This window comes from Pedobacter psychrotolerans, assembly GCF_004340665.1.
Taxonomy (GTDB): Bacteria; Bacteroidota; Bacteroidia; order Sphingobacteriales; family Sphingobacteriaceae; genus Pedobacter; species Pedobacter psychrotolerans.
In genome coordinates this window covers 657,285-678,370 of sequence record NZ_SLWO01000002.1, presented here as the reverse complement: position 1 = coordinate 678,370, position 21,086 = coordinate 657,285, and the positions used below count along the sequence as shown (strand labels likewise).

Here is a 21,086-nt window from a genome sequence, read left to right as displayed (position 1 = left end):
CCATCATAACGTTCGACAACTGACATATGAATGACAATCAATTTGCGTTTTAAATGATTTATATATATTTACAAACCAATAACTTAAGAATGATGCATGTTATATTTGGGATTTCAATCACATTGTGTACACTCATTGTGATGGAATGTCTGTCCTGGTTTATCCATAAGTACTTATTTCATGGACCGTTGTGGTTCTTGCATAAAAGTCATCATGAAAAATCGCATTCTTTTTTGGAGTGGAATGATTTATTCGCCTTACTTTTTGCTGCACTTTCTTTATATCTAATGTATCTCGATCGAAAGCATTTTGGTTATCGCTTTTTTATTGGCTTCGGTATTACTTTATATGGCATCATTTATTTCGTGATTCACGATTGGTTTGTGCATAGAAGATTTAAAACTTTTAAAAGCAATAATACTTATCTGCAAATGGTTAGAAAGGCGCATAAAATTCACCATAAAAATCAACGCAAAGAAAAGGGGAAGGCATTTGGATTGCTATTTGTTAAAAAAAGCTTAGTGAAGTAGGTCTTTTATTATTATCGAAGGCACTTCTAACATAGTTAATTTTTATTTTACTTTTGCAGCCTAACACCACAATACCATGCCTCAGATTTTAGAAAACGTTTCATTAAAGCCTTATAACTCATTTGCTATTGATGTTAACGCACACTATTTTGCTGAAATAGAAACAGAAAACGATTTGAATGAATTGTTTCAAAATCCACTTTTCAGTAATCAAAAACGGTTAATCGTTGGTGGGGGGAGCAATATTTTGTTTACGCAGGATTTTGATGGCTTAGTGGTGAAAATGAGCATCAAAGGAATTGAATCCAGAATCGAAGGAAATCAGGTGTTGGTAACAGCAGGATCTGGAGAAGTTTGGAATGATTTTGTAAACTATTGTGTGGTCAATAATTTTGCTGGTGTAGAAAACCTGAGTTTAATTCCAGGAACTGTTGGAGCATCGCCTATTCAAAATATAGGTGCATACGGTGTAGAACTTAAAGATATATTTGAAAACTGTGCTGCTTTTGAAATTAAAACCGGTCAGATTAAAACTTTTAATTTTGAAGATTGCCAGTTTGGTTATCGAGAAAGCATTTTTAAAGGTGCATTTAAAGGACAGTATATTATTACCAAAGTTACTTTTCGCTTATCATCGCAGGCTCAGCTAAATACCAGTTATGGCGCAATTGAGGCCGAGCTGCAGAATCGTGGTATTGAAAGCCCAGGTATAGCAGATGTTTCTGCTGCTGTAGCCCACATTCGGGTAAGTAAGTTGCCAGATCCTTCTACAATTGGCAATGCCGGAAGTTTTTTCAAAAATCCCATCATAGAAAAACATGAATTTGCCGATGTTGTGGCTCAACACCCTGATGTGGTGCATTATCCTACGGCAGATGGTAGAATTAAACTCGCTGCGGGTTGGTTAATTGAGCAATGTGGTTGGAAAGGCAAAAGAGTTGGTGAAACAGGTACCTGGAAAAATCAGGCTTTAGTTTTAGTTAACCATGGGCATGCGTCTGGCACGGAAGTGTATCAATTTTCTGAACAGATTATAGACAGTGTAAAGTCCACTTTTGGAGTCACTCTTGAACGCGAAGTAAATATTCTGTGACGAAAATGTACTTTTTTGTTGTTTTAGGATATTAAAGCAACAACAATAATTTTTGGTATTAAGTTTGATTGTATATCAGCAAATGAACATCAATTCATTTGTTTTAATCTCCTAAAGCTAAATATCATGACAAAATTTGAATTCAACCATCTGGTTAACCATCACTCTGTTTCACTTAGATCTTACGCTTTGAATTTTACTAAAGATGCGGAAGATGCGAATGATCTTGTTCAGGATACGATGCTAAAAGCAATCACTTATTATAACAAGTTTAAAGAAGGAACAAATTTAAAGGGTTGGTTGTTTACCATTATGAAAAATACTTTCATCAATAACTATCGTCGCTTGGTGAAGACAAATACTTTAATTACTCAAAGCGAAGATATCTCTTCAGCAAATCTTTCTTATAGTGCGACTAAAAATCAAGCGGAAAGTAAGTTTGTATTGGGTGATATTGATAAAGCACTTTCACAATTGCCTGAAGAATATTATGTTCCATTCATTCGTTACTTTGAAGGATATAAATATCATGAAATTGCTGATATGTTAGAAATTCCAATCGGAACAGTTAAAACGCGTATTCACGTAGCGAGGGGAATTCTGAAAAAATATTTGAAAACATATTCTAAAGATATCGCCATTGCAGAAATGGCTTAAATTACATCTAGTTATAAACTAAAGTCTCGAGTTAATCGGGACTTTTTTTTTGCTCTTTTTTGGGTTTTGTTATTGTATTGTTCTTTGCGATATTATGGTATCAATACATTAATTCTCTCGATAGCACTAACGCTAAAAGTGTGGTATCATTAAATACACATGATAATCAGAAGAGAAGAAAATATAACGATTTTTTCGCTAAAAGCAAAAGGCCCGGAAAAACCAGGCCTTATTTGCTTATCATATATTTGGTTAGTTGATTCTTATGTTTACTTTCAACAATTCGCCTTCTCTTTCGTTTCGAAACAAATGCAAACCTTGAAAAATATTGCGTTTAAAAGGTTATTTGCAGTGTTTTTGTTTTGTGGATATAAAGATAAGGGAAATTTTAAATTTGTCAAGCTTTTTTTAACTTTTTTATTATTTCTTTTGCTACCACTTGTCCGGATATGATGGCAGGTGGCACTCCAGGGCCTGGAATCGTTAATTGTCCGGTGTATAACATGTTTGTTACTTTGCTTTTCATCTTTGGTTTTAGGAAAGCGGTCTGTTTCAAAGTGTTTGCTAAGCCATATGCATTTCCTTTGAATGCATTGTAATCACTTACGAAATCATTCATAGCGTAACTTCTTTTAAAAATAATAGCATCGCGGATCTCATTGCCTGTTAGGTCTCTGAATCTATCAGCCAGAATTTCAAAGTATTCTGCTCTTTTGATTTCACTATCTTCCAGACCAGGTGCTACAGGAATCAGGAAGAAAAGATTTTCACAGCTTTCTGGAGCAACGCTATCGTCAGTTACAGAAGGGCAGCAAGCATAGAATAAGGGTTTAGATGGCCACTTCGGATCAGTATATATTTCTTCTGCATGCTGATCAAAATTTTGATCGAAAAATAAATTATGGTGGAGAATATTTTTTAGTTTCTTATTTAAAGCGATATAAAAGAGGAGACTTGAAGGGGCCATGGTTCTGCTTTCCCAATATTTTTCGTCATAATTTCGATAAGGTTTATCCAGTAAATGTTGCTCTATATGATGATAATCAGCGTTTCCGACTACATAATCTACATTAAAATTGCCTTTATCGGTTTTGATTGTTTTCGCTATCTTATCTTTTACTTCAATTTTAGATACAGTAGTGTTAAATAAAAACTTAACACCTTGTTGTTCGGCAATGGTTTGCATGGCTGAAACGATTTTATGCATTCCACCAATCGGATACCATGTGCCCATAATAAGGTCAGCATAATTCATCAGGCTATAAAGAGCAGGTGTGTTTTGAGGCGTTGCGCCAAGAAACAGCACCGGAAATTCCAGCAGCTTTCTTAGTTTTTCGTTTTTAAAAAGTTTGTAAACATGCCTGCGCATATTGCCGAGTAACTGTAATTTAATACCACTTACGGCTAATCGTGGATCAAAATATTCCATCACGCTATGCGACGGTTTAAATACATATTCATTCATGCCGACATCATATTTGTATTTCGCCTGCTGAAGAAATATGTCAAGGCTTTTGCTGCTTCCAGGTTCTAATTCTTCAAAAAGTGCATACAGTTTTTCTGTTGTAGCCGGTACATTTAAGGTATCTTCTTTGTTGAAATAAATTCGGTAGGAGGGATCCAGTCTTTTGAGCTCGTAAAAATCGGAGGTTGTTTTATTAAATAATTGATAGAAGTTTTCAAAAACATCTGGCATCCAATACCAGCTTGGACCCATATCAAATGTAAAGCCATCCTTTTCCCAGATTCTGGCCCTGCCACCAGCCATCTCATTCTTTTCGATTACAGTAACCTCGCAGCCATTTTTTGCTAGTAAAGCTGCGGCAGAAAGCCCCGCGAAACCAGCGCCAATAACTACAATCTGTGGTTTTTTATACATAATGTAAATAAAAGGATTTTATGGGATTTTGTTTGGATAATAATGATATAGATGTAATTCTTTTATTTGTGAAGGCTAGTAAATACTGCCTGTCATTCAGAGCGTAGGAAGGAATCCAAGCTACAGGGCACAGCAGTTTAATTAATCTTCTGCTGAATGGTTATTTGTTTTATTAAATGTCAGTGTTTCATTGGGGTACAGATTCTTCGCTGGCGCTCTGAATGACAATTGTTCGTTGGTCTGTCATTCAGAGCGTAGCGAAGAATCCCTAACCTACATGCACAGTAGTTTGATTAACATTCTGCTTAATGGTTGTGTGTTTTATTAAAAGTCAGTGTTTCATGGGCTACAGATTCTTCGCTGGCGCTCTGAATGACAATTTCCGCTGGGTCTTTCATATCTGTCATTCAGAGCGTAGCGAAGAATCCCTGAGTTACATGGCGTAGCAGTTTAATTAACCTTCTGCCTAATGGTTGTTTGTTTTGTTAAAAGTCAGTGTTTCATAGGTTGCAGATTCTTCGCTGTCGCTCTGAATGACAAAGTGTATCTTGATCAAGTGTCATCCTACTCTGAAAAGATTTCTTCATTTAGAAACTTCCAGTCTGGGTTTTCTAATGCAATTAAAGCATTTTTTTTTGCCCTTGACCATCCTTTAATTTCCTTCTCTCTTTCAATGGCATGTTGAATATATTGGTAACGTTCGAAAAATATAAGGAAGTGGCAATTGTATTTCTTTGTGAAAGCGTATCTGTTATTAATGTTTTCTATATGTTGTTTCAGTCTGGTGTACAAATCGTTTGTGACACCAGTATAGATTACAGTTTTGTTTTTGTTGGTGAGTATGTAAACAAAGTAGTTGTGGTTCATTAATAAAATTAATTATTTTAAATGATTTGTTCATGTGGCAAATGTTCTTCTAATGGTTTGTTAAAATTATTGCTGGCCTGCCCGTGTCTGTCATTCAGAGCGTAGCGAAGAATTTTCAAGCTAAAGGGCACAGCTGTTTGATTAACATTCTGCCTAATGGTTGTTTGTTTTGTTAATAGTCAGTGTTTCATGGGTTGCAGATTCTTCGCTAGCGCTCTGAATGACAATTTCCGCTGGGTCTTTCATGTCTGACATTCAGAGCGTAGCGAAGAATCCCTGAGTTACAGGGCTGAGCAGTTTAATTAACATTCTGCCTAATGGTTATTTGTTTTGTTAATAGTCAGTGTTTCATAGGGTACAGATTCTTCGCTGTCGCTCTGAAATGACAATTTCCCGCTAGGTTTTCATATCTATCATTCAGAGCGTAGCGAGGAATTTTCAAGCTACAGGGCTCAGCTGATTAATTTCTCCCTCTGGCTATCTGTTCTGTGTTTTATTAAAAGTCAATGTTTCATTGGGGTACAGATTCTTCGCTAGCGCTCTGAATGACAATTTCCCGCTGGGTCTTTCATGTCTGTCATTCAGAGCGTAGCGAAGAATCCCTAAGCTACACGGCACAGCTGATTAATTTCTCCCTCTGGCTCTGGCTATCTGTTCTATGTTTTATTGAAAGTCAGTGTTTCATGGGGTGCAGATTCTTCGCTGGCGCTCTGAATGACAAAGAATGCGAAGAATCCCTACCTACAAGGTGCTGTATTTGATTTCCATCTGCCTATCAGTTTTTTTAGGAATTAGGTTTCATCTGCTGCGTGCTAACAAAGCATGTTGATCAATCAATGTATTTGCTTTCCTTTTATTACATTTGCAATTAACCATGTTTAAACTTCGATTATCTCTTCTACTCCTTCTTAGTGTAAATTTCTGTTATGCGCAGTTATCTTCAAAAGAACTTTCGGTGCTTAAGAACGATTTGGTAAAGGCAGTTGAAGATCCTAAATTAACTGATTCCTTATTTGTTAAATTAAATAAGTTGAGTGGCAAAACGGCTTTAACAACTGCTTATCTTGGAACACTGGAAGCGTTAAAAGCAAAACATGCCTGGAATCCATACAGTAAGATAAAATATGTAAAGGCATCGCAGAAAGCTATGCAACAGGCTGTTAATATGGATAAAGAAAACTTGGAAATTCGTTTCATGCGCTTTTCTATTGAACACTTCACGCCGTCCTTTCTGGGTTTTAGTAAAAATTTAAACCTTGATCGCAAACAAATTGTTAAGCACTATCAGCATGATAATTTTGGTAATGCTGATCAGGCGCTTATTAAAAATGTGGCTAAGTTCATGATCGAAAGTAAACGTTGTACGCCAGAAGAAGTTAAAGTCTTAAAAAAATTCGTTTAAATGAACTACATTTATTTACTCATCAATATTGCTGTAATTTTCTTCCCTCTGGTATTGTCTTTTGATAAGAAAGTTCATTTTTTTAGTAAGTGGAAATTTATTGTTCCGGCAATATTAATTACCGGCATTGTTTTCTTGATCTGGGATTTACTCTTTGTGAAATTAAACGTGTGGTCTTTCAATCCAGATTACATTACAGGGATTAATCTTTGGGGGTTACCGCTAGAAGAGATTCTTTTTTTCTTAACAATTCCTTATGCCTGTGTTTTTATCTATGAGTGCTTAAATGTATACTTCCCGAAAAATGGACTGCAGAAATATAGTCTTGCGCTAAGCAATCTGTTTCTTGGCTTATGTATCGCTATTCTTTTCTTTGGTTATCGCTATTGGTATACGGTCATTAATTTTGGTTTTCTGTTTGTAGTGCTGGCCTATGTGGAATATGTTAATAGTAAGCTTCGCTTTATGTTTAGGTTTTACAGAGCTTATTTAGTGGCTTTGATTCCATTTTATATCGTGAATGGATTTTTGACGGCAATACCTGTGGTGATCTATAATAATAAGGAAAACCTGAGTTTCAGAGTGGGTACTATTCCTTTTGAAGATCATTTCTATTTAATGAGCTTGTTGCTAATGAACATTTATTTATATGAATGGTTTAAAAGCAGAGCGATTAAATAATGGAATTGCCTGTATATACCAAACAGCAATTGGCTTTGCGAAACGGACAGGATAAACCTCAGATTTGGGTGGCTTACAAAGGTTTTATATATGATATGACCGATAGTCGCTTATGGCGTAACGGCAAGCACTATGAGCATTGGGCAGGGCAGGATCTAACTGATGAGCTGCAGGATGCGCCTCATACCGAAGCCGTTTTTGAGAAGTTTACTCCGGTTGCTAAGATGATATAACAAGAATGCCGCAAATGTACAGATCATCAATATCTGCAAATCTGCGGCAATCACTTACAATTGGAATTTTCCAATTGCTATTTAAATTGGTTAAGCTTCAATAGTGAAGGCGCTTAAGCTTACAAACTCCTGGATTCTATCCGCAACCTCTTTGTCTGTTAAATTTAATAACCTTTCTGTTCCAAATTTTTCTACACAGAATGATGCAAGTGCTGATCCATAAATAATGGCATTTTTCATGTTATTAAAATTGATGGTACCTACTTTAGCCATATAGCCAATAAATCCGCCTGCGAAAGTATCGCCTGCTCCAGTTGGATCGAAAACTTCTGCCAGAGGCAATGCTGGTGCAGAGAAAATCTGATCTTCATGAAATAACAAAGCACCATGTTCACCTTTTTTAATGATTAAATACTTAGGTCCCATCGTCAGGATTTTTTTAGCGGCTTTAACCAATGAATATTCGCCTGAAAGTTGACGTGCTTCTGCATCATTGATGGTTAAAACATCCACCATTTTAATGGTTTCTAGTAAATCATCCATCATAATATCCATCCAGAAGTTCATGGTGTCCATTACAATCAACTTAGGGCGATTTTTAAGGCGTTTAATCACGGTTTGCTGTACTTGTGGGGTTAGGTTACCTAACATCAAGAATTCGCAGTCCTGGTAGCTTTCCGGAATGATCGGATCAAAATTTTCCAACACATTTAATTCTGTAATTAGGGTATCGCGGCTATTCATATCATTATGGTATTTGCCTGACCAGAAAAATGATTTTTCGCCAGCCTTAATCTGCAAGCCTTCGGTATCTATTCCATGTTTAGTGAAGGTATCTATATCTGCTTTTTGAAAATCATCACCTACTACAGCAACAATTTTTGCTTGATTATAGAAGTAAGATGCAGCTAAACTAGCGTATGTTGCAGCGCCACCAACAATTTTATCTGTTTTTCCGAATGGAGTTTCAATAGCATCGAACGCTACAGTACCTATGATTATCAGGCTCATATATTTTAATTTGAATTTTTTTAAAAATTTTTCACTGCAAATATTGCATAAATAATTTAAAAGCCCTAATATTGCATTCCCAAAACGAACAAGGGTTTGCAAGCTGAAAAGTATTGAAAACTTCGATTTGGGAAACAACCGGCACTCCTTCTTAGCTCAGCTGGTTAGAGCATCTGACTGTTAATCAGAGGGTCGCTGGTTCGAGCCCAGCAGAGGGAGCAAAAATCCTCACAGTGATGTGGGGATTTTTTATGACAAACTTGCTAAATGATTTTAGCAAAACATATAATACCAACCAGAATAAATTCCTTCTTAGCTCAGCTGGTTAGAGCATCTGACTGTTAATCAGAGGGTCGCTGGTTCGAGCCCAGCAGAGGGAGCTGATTCTTATCAGCTAGCCCCACTCCGTCCGAGTGGGGCTTTTTATTTTCTAAAGCATAGGGAATTTGAACGACTTGAACTTTTTCACCGAAAGCAGGATCAAATTTATTTGCCAACAATTACTTTTCGGTGCGCTAATCCCCATTCTGTCAGATCATTAATAATGGTTTTCAAAGTCATGCCATATTCTGTTAATTGATATTGAACCGATATAGGCTGAGTTTCTAATACTGTTCGCTTTATCAATTTATTGATTTCCAACTCCTTTAATTCCTTACTTAGCATTTTGTTTGATATGCCTTGTACATCATTCAAAATATCAGAAAATCTTCTTTTGTTATAATAGCAAATGGATGAGATGATGGATATTTTCCATTTCCCATTCAGTACATCCATTGCATCATGGACAGCCATGATCTCTTTTTTGTGTCCTAATTGACAGTGATCTTCAATCATAAGTTACTTAGTTACTCGAAAGTTACTGTTACTTTCGGTTACAAAGTAACTGAAATAAATTGATTCATGATACCTTTACAGCTTAAACAATTAAAGATAATCATGGACTTTACAAATAAAAACGTCGTTATAACAGGAGGAACTACTGGAATCGGATTTGCAACAGCAAAAGCATTTATTGCCGCAGGTGCCAACGTTTGGATAACAGGTAGAAATACCGAAAATCTTCAAAAGGCATCCGCAGAAATAAATAACCCTAAATTGAACACTGTGTTATGCGACACATCGAAACTTCCTGATATTTCTATCTTGGAAAAAACAATTGCCGAAAGTGGAAGCAAAGTAGATGTTCTTTTTCTGAATGCAGGTATTGCAACATTTGAACCTATAGAAAAAGTTAGCGAGGCAAATTTTGATGCACAATTCAATACCAACGTAAAAGGACATTTTTTCACCTTGCAAAATTTACTTCCTCACCTGTCAGACGGAGCCTCGGTATTGTTTACCTCTTCAACAGTAGCAACAGCTGCAAATTTGGGTGCAAGCGTATATTCTGCGACTAAAGGAGCACTGAATAAAATTGCCCAGATTGCTGCAAATGAACTGGCAGGAAGAAAAATTCGTGTCAACATTGTTAGCCCGGGACCTGTAGCAACACCAGGTTTAGAAAATGCTGTACCGTCAGAAGCAAAAGATTTTTTAGCTGCTGCTACAGCTTTGCAAAGGCTGGGTAATCCAGATGAAATTGCAAAAACAGTATTGTTCCTGGCGTCTGATGCTGCAAGCTTTATTACCGGAACAGAAATTATAGCTGATGGCGGTTACCTTAACTATGCATTAAAGTAAATTGGCAATATCATTTTGAAATAGTTAAAACAGAATAAGCGGCATTTGCCGCTTATTCTGTTTTTGAGTAATTGATGAGTATTTTATCATTAAGTCTTTGTTTAATGAGGTAAAAAGCTGAAAATTAAGCATTAAAAAAATCATTAATGTCACACTATTATTTTTCAAGTGTCTATTGGTTATATGAATAGAAATATCCTTTTTGCAGTCATTTTTTTTATTTCCATTAACCAAAAGGTAAGGGCGCAACAAAATGTTAGTTTGGTTACTGCTGATATTGATCATTTCTGGGTAGCTTACGATAAGATCATTGCGACAAAAGATACTGTAGCGCAGTATGCTTACCTAAATAATTTATTTATTCAGAAAGGTACGCCCGGACTAAAAGCGATGATGCAGGCCAGAAGTTATACGGCCAAATCCTATATTGATGCCATCAGTCAAAAACAAGCATATTTCAATTCCATACGTAAGAATACTCTAAGGGTTAATGATTATGCAACTGCTATAGCCAGCAAGATTTCGATATTGAAGCAGCTTTACCCGGCATTAAAACCAGCAGAAATTTATTTTACCATTGGTGCATTTAGGAGCGGTGGAACAACATTGGGTAATATGGTCCTTATTGGAAGTGAGATTGCAATGGACGATGAGCATCTGGATAATTTAGTATTCACCAACATCCATGAGTATGTACATACCCAGCAAAAAACAAGTATGGGAGATAATCTTTTAGCACAATGTGTTCTGGAAGGGGTAGCTGAATTTATTTCCGAGCAAGCGATGTCAACCCATTCAACTCTTCCTGCACTTGCCTTTGGTAAATCAAATCCGGTTACGGTGAAGCAGGATTTTGCTACACAAATGTTTAATACAGGAAATGGATTTTGGCTATACAGTAATGCGGAAAACCAATTTGGTGTCAGGGATCTTGGCTATTATGTTGGATATGCCATTGCCCAGCGGTATCATTTAAATACAATTGATAAAACCAAGGCAATTAAAGAGATGATCGAACTTGATTATAATAATATGGAAGCTTTATACAACTATGTAGATCAATCTGGATATTTTGATAAAAAAGTAAAGAGTTTAAAGCGTGCTTATGAAAAAAATCGTCCTTCAGTTATTAATGGAATCGTTACAAAATCAGAGCACGAAATTGATTCGTTGAATTACAAAATTACAGTTAAGTTTTCAAAACCGATGGACAAGCGCTATAGAAGCTTTGAACAAGGTCCGTTAGGTCAGGATAGTTCCATGCGTATAAAAAAAGTTATTGGATTCTCGGAAGATGGCAAATCTGCAGAATTTGAAGTGGAGCTGAAACCTAACAAACGATATCAGCTTGTAATAGGAGAAGGATTTAGGGATTTGAACGGCGCCAGGATAAAGCCATACCTCATCGATTTTAAGACTGGAAATGAATGATTTTTATAGGTGCTAATTTATTGCCTTGGTAATATCATATAGTAAATTAAATGATATGTTGTCTTTGCATCGTTTTTACAAAACATACTAATGTTTCTATAAATTATCCAGATTTTCCAAACAGTCATTTGCCCGCTGTAAAACTGCTGATTTAAGTTCAGGTTTCATTTTATCCCAAAGGCGATACACCATTGAAAGGCGGTGGTTATGCTGAAGTTTTTCTCTGTGGCGGTCGTGGAAATCCCAGTACAAACTGTTAAAGGGGCAGGCATTTTCTCCTACTTTATCATTTCGGTCATATTTACAACTTTCACAGTAATTACTCATTTTGTGGATATAGTTCGCCGATGCGGTGTAAGGTTTCGACCCTATGATTCCACCATCAGCATATTGACTCATGCCCCGGGTATTGGTGATTTCTACCCATTGTATGGCATCGATATAAATGCTTAAATACCAAAAATCCACATCATCTGGATTGATGCCAGCCAGAAGTGCAAAATTTCCGGTGATCATTAAGCGTTGAATATGATGGGCATAAGCATGATCCAAAGATTGAGAAATGGAATGCTTTAAACAGTTCATTTTGGTTTCACCTGTCCAATACCATGACGGGAGTTTTTTGTTGTAATTAAAGTAATTGAGTGTTTCAAATTCAGGCATCTTCATCCAATAAATACCCCTCATGTATTCTCGCCAGCCTAAAATCTGCCTGATGAAGCCCTCAATCTGATTCAAGGCAATCAATTTTTTATCTTTTTCCCAGGTAGCTAAAGCTGTATTCACAACTTCCGTGGGCGAAATTAACTTCGTATTCATGCTAAATGATAGGCGGGAATGATAAAGCGACCACTCATCTGTATGCATCGCATCCTGAAAGGTACCAAATAGCGGCAGGCAATTTTCGCAGAAATAATGAAGAAGTTGAAGTGATTGTTTTCTGTTTATTGGCCATTGTAAATATTGCGGTTCGATATGGCCAATGGTTTTTACCTTTGCTTTAGTGATCCGATCGTAGGGTTTTCTTACATCATTGTCGAATAGTAAAGGAGGATTAGGTTTGTGGTTCTTCGGTAGTTTTTTTCGGTTTTCTACATCAAAATTCCATTTCCCTGCTTCCGGATCATGATCATTATTAATTAAAATCTGGTGTTTTACCCGCATGGCCCGATAAAAACTTTCCATAATCAGTTCTTTCTTCCCCGAAAAAAAATCTGCCAGTTCAGTTCTGCCAGTATAGAAATGTTCACTATCGAAACTATGCGAGGGAATATCAAGGCTGCGACAAAAATCATTCATCTGCTGATCCAGCCTGTACTCATCTGGAAGCTGGTAATGAAATGCTTCAATACCATGCTTTTTAATTAACTCACTAAGGTTTTCTGAAAAACTTTGTTTGTTGTCAGGATGATCAAGGTGGAGGTAAAGCGTATCAAATCCTTTGCTGTTGATGGTTTCAGCAAAATCTTCCATCGCTGCAAAAAAAGCACAGGCCTTTTGAATATGGTGCCAAACATAGTCAGTCTCGGTTTTTACTTCCATCATGACATGAAGAATAGATGGATCAGCCTTTAAAAACCATGAATGTTTTAGGTTAAGTTGATCGCCAAGAATGAGCCGGAGGGTTTGGTATTTTTTCTTCATGATTACGGGATGATCACTGAATATTAAATAGAGCTTAATTTAGGATCTGTTAACTATGATATACGTCGCTGGTGTATCGCTGGTTTCTCTGATAATGATTAAAGTGATTGGCTTTCTCCCATCATTTGGTCAAGGTAAGGCTTACATTTTTTCCAGTATTTAAAGAAAGAAGGATATTCACCCGTCACTTCAGGAAACATCCAGTCGTAACTGTCTTTAACACCCGGATAATGGCCAAACGCAGGATGCGTCTTTGAAATAAAGGATTCTTCTAAAGATTGCTGACTATTTCTGTACAACGATGTTAAATCTGAAATTTCGCCAGTATAGATTTGAATTCCCGGGATGTTTTTTGAAAGTTCTATAACAAAGCTCACTACCTTCTCACTGACCGGATATTTCGAGAAATGAGAAGGTTCTAATAACAATACCCGATTTACATTTTGATCTGATCTCCAAATAGGATCAAGATTATAGCTATTGTAAATTAGGGTTGGCTTATTCAAATCAATAGTTGGAAGTGGTGTTTCGGGCAAAGGAGTTTTAAGCTGTAAAATTACACGTTCCTTTAGTTCATCGGGAATTGGCAATGTTGGCAACTCTTCGTAAGGTTTGTCTAAAAATGTATTAAGCTGATCGCTGCCAGTGTATTTATTGATGTTTTCTTGATTGCAATAATATTTTTTTGACGCAAAAGCACCGGATACCCACTGCCAGCTGGCTGTATTACTGGCAATATCTCCATCTAATAAATGATAATATAACCATTTTGAAGGCTGTAGCCAATGGGTTTTACCGATATTACATACTATGGAAGCCACGTACATTCTAACATGGTTGTGCATGTAGCCTGAATGATATAAGTTTTTAATTTGCTGATCAATTGCATTGATGCCCGTTTCAGCATTTATCATTGAAGCCATTAGCTCATGATGTGAAAAATCGGGTTGCGGTTGTTTCAGATCTTCCCAGATTAAATCTTTTTTAGCTTGCCAAAGGCGTTGGTAGTATTCACGCCAGGCCAATTCCTGCAAAAATTTTTGAGTAATTTCCAATCCAAAGCCTTTGTTGATCACTTCCTGCTGTACTTGTTTCAGGCTGATTACTCCCCTTGAAATATATGGAGAAAGATAACTCACTGATCCATTAATGAAATTTCTCGTTTTTGCATATTGCAAAGGATCTATTTCCTTAATTTTTTTTAGAATCAAGGTGTAATCTGTAGTGAAAAGGGGCAATGCCATATGCTATCTTTTGCTGATCTTATTATGGCTGATGTTTCTTTGACGGTCGCATTTAAAACGGCTGATATTTTGGCTTCTTAATGCGGCATGTTTGGTTGATCTGTTTCCCATTCTTTTCCTCCACATTTTAAAACTACTGGCCTTCATTTGTTTTCTCATGAAAGCAATCACTTCCTGATGCTTCAGTCCGAACTGTTCCTCAATGGCATCGAAGGTGGTCCGGTCTTCCCAAGCCATCTCAATAATCCTATCTATCTCTGTAAGGGAAAATGTATTGGTATCGATCATCATCAATTCGTTTTTAAGTTAATTTTACATTTCAGTTGTGTTTGCACACTCTTAGTTATATCCGATTGTATCTGCTTCTTAGTACAGAGCCAAACATCAACGTAAATTTCTGAACATTGGAAATCCTGACCCGCTCGGCCATAATCTGTGTGGCTGTTTTCTTCCTGATTTTATCAAAAAGCCTTCTGTAATAAATGTAAGCCAGATATACACCTTTTCTTGATGAAGCAGGTAATTGCCTGATACCATTTAGGGCAGCATCAAATTCGGCACTAATTTCCTTCTCGATAATGGTTTTTTCTGATGTAGTGAATACGGATAAATCCACATTGGGAAAATAGGTTCGGCTTAATACATAAAAATCGGCATTTACATCTCTTAAGAAATTTACCTTTTGAAAGGCAGAGCCAAGTTTCATGGCTGATTCCTTTAGGCGCTCATAGGTTGTTTTATTTCCCTCTGTAAAAACATGAAGGCACATCAGGCCTACCACTTGTGCGGAACCCAGGATATATTGCTCATATTTTTCAGGCGTGTAAACTTCCTTTTGAAGATCCATTTCCATGCTTTGTAGGAAAAGGTCAATCAGCTCAACGTCTATTTCATAGGTGTTTACCACTTCCTGGAAAGCATTTAGTACAGGATTCAGGCTGATTCGATCGTTGATGGCTTCGTAACAGTCTCTCTTAAATTTAGTGAGTAGCGTTACCTTATCGTAATCGTGAAAACTGTCTACAATTTCATCGGCTAGCCTCACAAAACCATATATGGCATAAATAGGGTTCCGAAGCTTTTCGCCAAGAAACTGAATGCCCAATGAAAAACTGGTGCTATAATTTTTGGTTACTATTTTACTGCATTCTGCAGATACTTTATCAAAGATGGTTTTCATTTTTTCTAAATGGATGGGCTGAAGCAAAAATTAAATAATCGTAAAAAGTGGCGTTCAAATGAATCATGACCATAAATGTTAAATCTTTTCTACCAGTTGTGCTTGATGAAAGTTTTCCAGTTTGAGTAATAAAGTAATCAGATCCTTTTTCTCTTTTGAAGAAAGCGGCGCTGTTACTTGAGCTGAAGCAAGTCTGATCTTATCCATACTTTGTTTCAAATGATCACTGCCTTTAGGGGTAACTTGTACCATTCTACTTCGCTTATCAAGATCTGAAGATTGCTGTTCAATTAATCCTTTATCAAGCAGTCTTTTAATGATCAGTGATCCTGCTGGCTTATCGTGTATATTTTGTTTAATCAGTTCCGTTTTACTCATGCTTCCACCAGAAACCAAGCTAATCAGGTAAATAAATTCGTCAGGCGTAGAGAATGCGCTATCGGTAATTGCAGCTTTGGCGTGGATCTTGGCATATCTGTATAAATGCACCAGTGAAGTGTTGATTACGCTATCTGCAGATCGTCCATTGTCTTTACCTGTCCAATCTGGATCCGCTGTTGATGATGACTGATCATCTTCGAAGTGGCTATTTAACCATTTGCGGAAAGCATGAAGATCTTCTGCCTGATTTGCTCCACTGCCTTCATATGTTTTAACCAAGGTTACCAATTCATTAATCAGGTTGTACATCATTAGGTTTTGTTAAAAATTGGTTTTCAAATTGCTTATGCCTCCATCAACTGGAATAATTTGGCCCGTGATCCAGCTGCTGTCTTCTGAAAGCAAAAATGCAATTGCGGCGCTAATATCTTTTGGTTCTCCGAATTTTCCAATCGGATGTCTTTTTGCCGATGCCTCCATTTTTTCGGGCGTGTTGAGTAATTTGGCTGCTAATGGTGTATTGGTTAAGGAAGGAGAAACAACATTCACCCGAATTTGACTACTGCTTAGTTCGGCTGCTAATGACAGTGCAAGCCCTTCTACCGCGGCTTTAGAAGCAGCGATACTGGAATGAAAACCCATGCCTGTTTTAGCTGCGACAGAACTCAGTAGCACAATGGAAGCTGAAGGAACATTTTTTAAGGACTTTAGTGCCTGTTGTATAGACAAGGCTGCGCCGACAACATTTAACCTGAAATCATCAACCAAATCACGCTCTGAAATTCTGTTAAATGGTTTAAGGTTAATATTTCCAACGCAATATACCAAGCCGTGCAGCTCGTCAGGCACGAATGAAGCTAATAATTCCACCCCTTGCATCACATCCATTTCCTGGTAGTTTAAGGTTGCAGGCCATTCTTCTGAGCGACTTCTAGAGGCGGCGTAAATAGTAGCGCCTTCACTGGTTAATAATTTAATCAGATCTAGACCTATACCTGAACTGCCTCCTATGACCAAAATGTTTTTATGCTGAAACCTCATTTAGTGGTGATTATATTAATATTGTATATGATATATTAATATACAATTTTTCAATTATAATGTTTATAAATGTACTAAATTTTGATCTTGAATAGGTGGAAGTATTTCCTTTTTTTTAAAATTTGGTCAAATGAATAATTTTAACAGTGAGAAGAGAATTTAACTGTATTGGTCAGTGATGGGAAGGTAAGTTGGTCAGAATTTTAATCCTCTAATCTTAAGGAAAAAAGATATTGTAAACAAACTTAATTGTTGATCATTAAGATGGATTATAAATCCATAGTTATAAAAGTCCGGAAAAAATTTCCGGACTAACACAAGTACGTTTATCTGGATTTTTAATCTTCAATTTTTTAAGGCTTCAACGAAAAAATAAACAAACTTAATTGTTGATCGTTAAAAGGGATTATAAATCCATAGTTATAAAAGTCCGAAAAAAATTTCCGGACTAACACAAGTACGTTTATCTGGATTTTTATTTGCTCGGTTGGAGCGTTTAAGAGTATAAATATGTTGGTCAGGATTTTTAATCCTCTAATCTTTTTAGGGCTTAAGCAAAAAAAGATATTGTAACGAACTTAATTGTTGATCGTTAAGATGGATTATAAATCCATAGTTATAAAAGTCCGAAAAAAATTTTCGGACTAACACAAATACGTTTATCTGGATTTTTATTTGCTCGGTTGGAGCGTCTAAGAGTATAAATACGTTGGTCAGGATTTTTAATCCTGACTTATTTTACTGAGGATTTTTAATCCTCTAATCCTAAGCAAAAAAAGATACCGTAAACAAACTTAATTTTTGATCATTAAGATGGATTATAAAACCATAGTTATAAGTGTCTGAGAAAAATTTCTGGACTAACGCAAAAAAAATCCGAACTAACATAAGGTTGGTTCGGATTGATTTTATACATGAGGCATTGCTACTGTGGCAGATCTTTTACAGAATAAATACTGTCTACAACGTAGCGGCTATAGCCTCGCCAGGGTAAGCTGCCTTTATATTCTTTATAATGCAGTTCATAAAACTTGCCACTGTTGCCCATCATCCGCTCTGCAATTTGTTTATCTCCGACAGAAAATTCAAATTCATTATTTTGGAGTGTTCCGGTCTGCCTGGATTTGATGCCACTTTGAATGAGTTTCCCTTCGTATGATTTAAACACATATCCTTTTTTAACTATATAGTTTAATTCACCGGCTTTAACGCCTTCTCCAAATACAAAGAAATAATTGTAATAGATTAATGCTCCGATAACTAATAAAGCGATTGCGACTACAATTGATATAATTTTTTTTCCAGCTGTCATGTTATTTTAGTCTTTAATTTATCTTAAGTATTTTTTACTACTTGGGTTTTTCCTCTTCTTAGCCTTTTTAGCTGCCCCAGGTGTTCGGTAGGAATATTATCCCCTAGTAATTTTCCCCATGGTTTTAGTTCATCAATTCTGTCGAATATAATTTTAAGTACCGCTATAAAAGGAATCGACAAGAACATGCCTGGCACGCCCCATACGGCTGCACCCATAAGCACAATAACGATGGATACCAATGCATTGATCTGTACCTTTGATGAAACAATTTTTGGAACCAGTAAATTATTATCAATGAATTGGATGAGTGCATAGGCTGCAATGATCAGCAATTGAGTCGTATATCCATCAAAAGATATGGTCGCCATTAATACAGGCAAGGCTATGGCAATGATTCCACCTATATATGGAAGCAGGTTTAAGATTGCTCCAATCACACCGATTAGAATGGCGTTTGGTACGCCCAGGATCAATAATGCACAAGAATTCATCACCGCAACAATTCCGGTTTCTATTAACAAGCCAACGATATAACTCTGAATGGCTGCTTTGGTTTCCGCAAGAATTTCACCAACTTTTTGTTGATTCTCTGTAGAGAAAACCTCATAGAAAAAATTGAGGATCAAAGTTTTATAAAGCATGATGAGGAAGGTATACACCGGAATTAAAAAAACTACGCTTAATATGCCCAATGCACCGCTTAGAGTTTGACCGATAACAGCTTTACTGTTGTTGGCTGCCTCTTTAATCATCTGCACTTGCTTTTTAGAGCCAATGCCAAAAGTTTTTTCCAGCCAAGCCTGTGTGTTGTAAAGCAGTTCTGTAAACTTTTGCTTCATGGCATCAACATTATCGAAGAAGTGGGCAATTTGTGACGACAAGAAATAAGCGATTCCGACTACAACCAGTAATGCGATGATCATGGAAATCATTATAGAGAGGATTTTGGGTAATTTTCTTTCCAGCCTTACGGATAAGGGATTTAATAATATGGCAATCAGCGTTGCGAAAGCCAGTGGAACCAGAATATCCCGAAGCACGCTGAGGATAAACACAGCGATAACCAGGCCAAGCATAATTACTGGCGCCTTAATGTAAAATGGGAATTCTTTTTTCATATTGAGCTATTTTAGAGGTGGTTTTACTTTCGCCAAGTCATCTGATAAAATGAATGCAGTTAAGATATATTAACTGCATTTATTTATTGGTGATCTTAAAATTAGTTTGAGCACTAACACTCCAGGTTCTTGGTAATTGTTTGCCAAATTTACCAGATAGAGTTGAAGTTGATTCTTTTGCAAACAATTGTGATGATAAACCTACTAAAGCTATCACCATTGTTAGTTTTGTAATTTTTTTATTCATGTTATTTAATTTTTGATACTAACATGAACAGATATGTTTTGTTTCACTATAAATGTTACATCATCTATAAAAATGATTATTAACTGCTAAATGCAGATAAAATTAACTTTTTATTCAAAAAAGGAGTGTGGTAGTGATTAAGAAATACTTTATAATTGCCCAACTTACGAAGTTTCCAAGGCCTGGAGGTTTGCTAAGACTTAGTTTTAATGAGGCTTTTTTGGTTTTTGAGATTTAGCATTCCCTTCCGGTGCCTCCTTGTCGGCTACAGCGATCGCTTTAAGTACCCTTTGTCATGCTGAGGTACGAAGCATCTGTAACCGATTAATGTCTGAACCATTTTCAACCGAATGACCCTACCTTCTATATTGTAGGCTTTTTTCTTTAAACAACCAAGAAGCAAAGCATATTTTCAAACAGTATTTTATTTTATCAAATCTTAATTACCTGAATATTTATTCAATTTTATATCCGAAATTGGCGATTGAAAATAATGCATTTTAATGTTAAATAAAATTGTTCGGTTTGTTTTCTTCGGCAACTACTTCGTTGGTATTTTAGCCGTGGCTTTAACGCTCGAGGCAACCTATCAACTTCGGCTACCTTTCAATTCCTTAAATTATTATTTGCTACTATTTTTGGCCCCCACCATTTATTATACTTACGCCTATAACAAAGTTTCGAATCAGCCCTCAGCCACCAATCCTAGAACACAGTGGTATTTCGAGCACAAAAAAGTGATTGGCTGGAGTCAGATTTTACTGTTTGTGTTTTGTGTGTTTCTGGCGCTTAATCTCGTGTATCAGAATTTCCAACAGATATTGCATCTTCCAGCTTTGTACTGGCTGGCAATCACCATCATCATCATTGCCGGGGCATTGTATTATGGATTGTTGCCCAGATCATTCCTCAAATTTAACCTCCGAAACACTGGATGGTTAAAAGCCTTTGTAATTGGTTTCGTTTGGGCTTGCTGTGCCAATGTACTGCCTTTAATTATGCTTAAGATTGAAACTGGAATTGGTTATCACGATTCCGTTTTATGGACGTGGCTCTTTATTAAAAACTGGATGTTTTGCACAGTTAATGCCATTATTTTCGACATTAAAGATTATCCAACTGATGCAAACCGTCATCTACGTACATTCGTTGTACGCTATGGATTGCGCAAAACAATTTTCAGTATTTTAATCCCTTTACTCATCATCGGACTTATTTCCTTAGGAATCTTTGCGGAATATAAAGGGTTTGGTTTGCCACAAGTTTTTTGTAATGTTTTACCATTCGTCTTAACTATTTATATTGCTTATTCCATGCACAGGAGAAAAAATATACTGTACTACCTCATGGTAATTGATGGATTGATCTTTTTCAAAGCATTATGTGGAATTTTAGGAATGCAGTTTGTTCAATAGCTAAAAAAGAAAAGTATTAAGGCAAAAATCTTTA

Annotated in this window: 22 protein-coding genes and 2 tRNA genes; 11 read left to right on the top strand and 13 right to left on the bottom strand. The window is 36.4% G+C overall.

Annotated elements, in window-relative coordinates; genetic code table 11:
• Window positions 1-53: 53 nt before the first annotated feature.
• The 3 genes from EV200_RS06520 to EV200_RS06510 all read left to right on the top strand — a co-directional run bounded on the left by EV200_RS06520 (window position 54) and on the right by EV200_RS06510 (window position 2,280).
• Window positions 54-530: a sterol desaturase family protein gene (locus tag EV200_RS06520; protein ID WP_229676788.1), complete on the top strand. Its 477-nt coding sequence runs from the start codon at window positions 54-56 to the stop codon at window positions 528-530.
• Window positions 531-606: 76 nt separating this feature from the next.
• The gene (gene murB / locus EV200_RS06515; RefSeq protein WP_132530314.1) at window positions 607-1,623 is read left to right on the top strand and encodes a UDP-N-acetylmuramate dehydrogenase; all 1,017 of its coding nucleotides are present in this window, start codon (window positions 607-609) and stop codon (window positions 1,621-1,623) included.
• Between the two features lie 126 nt (window positions 1,624-1,749).
• Window positions 1,750-2,280, top strand: coding sequence for an RNA polymerase sigma factor (locus tag EV200_RS06510; RefSeq protein ID WP_132530312.1), 531 nt, complete (start codon window positions 1,750-1,752; stop codon window positions 2,278-2,280).
• A gap of 397 nt (window positions 2,281-2,677) precedes the next feature.
• On the opposite strand, the gene EV200_RS06505 is transcribed toward EV200_RS06510, so the two are convergent.
• Both EV200_RS06505 and EV200_RS06500 read right to left on the bottom strand, forming a co-directional pair.
• Complete coding sequence (locus tag EV200_RS06505; RefSeq protein WP_132530310.1) at window positions 2,678-4,159, bottom strand: phytoene desaturase family protein; 1,482 nt, start codon at window positions 4,157-4,159, stop codon at window positions 2,678-2,680.
• A gap of 564 nt (window positions 4,160-4,723) precedes the next feature.
• The gene (locus tag EV200_RS06500) at window positions 4,724-5,026 is read right to left on the bottom strand and encodes a GIY-YIG nuclease family protein (RefSeq protein ID WP_132530308.1); all 303 of its coding nucleotides are present in this window, start codon (window positions 5,024-5,026) and stop codon (window positions 4,724-4,726) included.
• 955 nt (window positions 5,027-5,981) lie between these two features.
• Between EV200_RS06500 and EV200_RS06495 the strand changes: the two genes are divergently transcribed.
• The 3 genes from EV200_RS06495 to EV200_RS06485 are packed head-to-tail and all read left to right on the top strand — an operon-like array spanning window position 5,982 to window position 7,342.
• Entirely contained in the window at window positions 5,982-6,428 is a 447-nt protein-coding gene (locus EV200_RS06495; protein ID WP_132530306.1) for a hypothetical protein, read from the top strand.
• Window positions 6,429-7,109 (top strand): lycopene cyclase domain-containing protein, encoded by a 681-nt coding sequence (locus EV200_RS06490; protein ID WP_132530304.1) that lies wholly within the window; start codon window positions 6,429-6,431, stop codon window positions 7,107-7,109. It begins immediately after the preceding gene.
• Window positions 7,109-7,342, top strand: a complete 234-nt coding sequence (locus tag EV200_RS06485) for a cytochrome b5 domain-containing protein (RefSeq protein WP_132530302.1) — start codon at window positions 7,109-7,111, stop codon at window positions 7,340-7,342. The genes EV200_RS06490 and EV200_RS06485 overlap by 1 nt, the downstream gene beginning before the upstream one ends.
• 90 nt (window positions 7,343-7,432) lie before the next feature.
• On the opposite strand, the gene EV200_RS06480 is transcribed toward EV200_RS06485, so the two are convergent.
• Entirely contained in the window at window positions 7,433-8,353 is a 921-nt protein-coding gene (locus EV200_RS06480) for a PfkB family carbohydrate kinase (RefSeq protein WP_132530300.1), read from the bottom strand.
• Window positions 8,354-8,498: 145 nt separating this feature from the next.
• On the opposite strand from EV200_RS06480, the gene EV200_RS06475 reads away from it, so the two are divergent.
• A tRNA-Asn gene (locus EV200_RS06475) sits at window positions 8,499-8,572 on the top strand.
• An 87-nt stretch (window positions 8,573-8,659) separates the two neighbouring features.
• Window positions 8,660-8,733: transfer RNA gene (locus EV200_RS06470), tRNA-Asn, on the top strand.
• Between the two features lie 106 nt (window positions 8,734-8,839).
• On the opposite strand, the gene EV200_RS06465 is transcribed toward EV200_RS06470, so the two are convergent.
• Entirely contained in the window at window positions 8,840-9,190 is a 351-nt protein-coding gene (locus EV200_RS06465; protein ID WP_132530298.1) for a winged helix-turn-helix transcriptional regulator, read from the bottom strand.
• A 102-nt stretch (window positions 9,191-9,292) separates the two neighbouring features.
• On the opposite strand from EV200_RS06465, the gene EV200_RS06460 reads away from it, so the two are divergent.
• The gene (locus tag EV200_RS06460; protein WP_132530296.1) at window positions 9,293-10,036 is read left to right on the top strand and encodes an SDR family oxidoreductase; all 744 of its coding nucleotides are present in this window, start codon (window positions 9,293-9,295) and stop codon (window positions 10,034-10,036) included.
• Window positions 10,037-10,219: 183 nt separating this feature from the next.
• On the top strand, window positions 10,220-11,467 hold the full coding sequence (locus EV200_RS06455; RefSeq protein ID WP_132530294.1) for an Ig-like domain-containing protein: 1,248 nt from the start codon (window positions 10,220-10,222) through the stop codon (window positions 11,465-11,467).
• A gap of 96 nt (window positions 11,468-11,563) precedes the next feature.
• On the opposite strand, the gene EV200_RS06450 is transcribed toward EV200_RS06455, so the two are convergent.
• The 9 genes from EV200_RS06450 to EV200_RS21730 all read right to left on the bottom strand — a co-directional run bounded on the left by EV200_RS06450 (window position 11,564) and on the right by EV200_RS21730 (window position 19,637).
• Entirely contained in the window at window positions 11,564-13,111 is a 1,548-nt protein-coding gene (locus tag EV200_RS06450) for a cryptochrome/photolyase family protein (RefSeq protein WP_132530292.1), read from the bottom strand.
• 98 nt (window positions 13,112-13,209) lie between these two features.
• Window positions 13,210-14,355, bottom strand: coding sequence for an FAD-binding domain-containing protein (locus EV200_RS06445; protein ID WP_132530290.1), 1,146 nt, complete (start codon window positions 14,353-14,355; stop codon window positions 13,210-13,212).
• Window positions 14,356-14,358: 3 nt separating this feature from the next.
• Window positions 14,359-14,646 carry a TIGR03643 family protein gene (locus tag EV200_RS06440; protein ID WP_229676787.1) on the bottom strand — a complete coding sequence of 96 codons (288 nt, stop codon included), beginning with the start codon at window positions 14,644-14,646 and terminating at the stop codon, window positions 14,359-14,361.
• A gap of 52 nt (window positions 14,647-14,698) precedes the next feature.
• Entirely contained in the window at window positions 14,699-15,535 is an 837-nt protein-coding gene (locus EV200_RS06435; RefSeq protein ID WP_132530288.1) for a phytoene/squalene synthase family protein, read from the bottom strand.
• A 78-nt stretch (window positions 15,536-15,613) separates the two neighbouring features.
• A complete protein-coding gene (locus tag EV200_RS06430; protein WP_132530286.1) occupies window positions 15,614-16,228 on the bottom strand; it encodes a MarR family winged helix-turn-helix transcriptional regulator in 615 nt (204 codons plus the stop codon).
• Between the two features lie 9 nt (window positions 16,229-16,237).
• Window positions 16,238-16,957 (bottom strand): SDR family NAD(P)-dependent oxidoreductase, encoded by a 720-nt coding sequence (locus EV200_RS06425; RefSeq protein ID WP_132530284.1) that lies wholly within the window; start codon window positions 16,955-16,957, stop codon window positions 16,238-16,240.
• Window positions 16,958-17,882: 925 nt separating this feature from the next.
• Entirely contained in the window at window positions 17,883-18,269 is a 387-nt protein-coding gene (locus EV200_RS06420) for a hypothetical protein (protein WP_132530282.1), read from the bottom strand.
• A gap of 23 nt (window positions 18,270-18,292) precedes the next feature.
• Window positions 18,293-19,390, bottom strand: a complete 1,098-nt coding sequence (locus EV200_RS06415; RefSeq protein ID WP_132530280.1) for an AI-2E family transporter — start codon at window positions 19,388-19,390, stop codon at window positions 18,293-18,295.
• A 79-nt stretch (window positions 19,391-19,469) separates the two neighbouring features.
• Window positions 19,470-19,637, bottom strand: coding sequence for a hypothetical protein (locus EV200_RS21730; RefSeq protein ID WP_165877879.1), 168 nt, complete (start codon window positions 19,635-19,637; stop codon window positions 19,470-19,472).
• Window positions 19,638-20,140: 503 nt separating this feature from the next.
• Between EV200_RS21730 and EV200_RS06410 the strand changes: the two genes are divergently transcribed.
• Window positions 20,141-21,052: a UbiA prenyltransferase family protein gene (locus tag EV200_RS06410; RefSeq protein ID WP_132530278.1), complete on the top strand. Its 912-nt coding sequence runs from the start codon at window positions 20,141-20,143 to the stop codon at window positions 21,050-21,052.
• The last annotated feature ends 34 nt before the right edge of the window (window positions 21,053-21,086 follow it).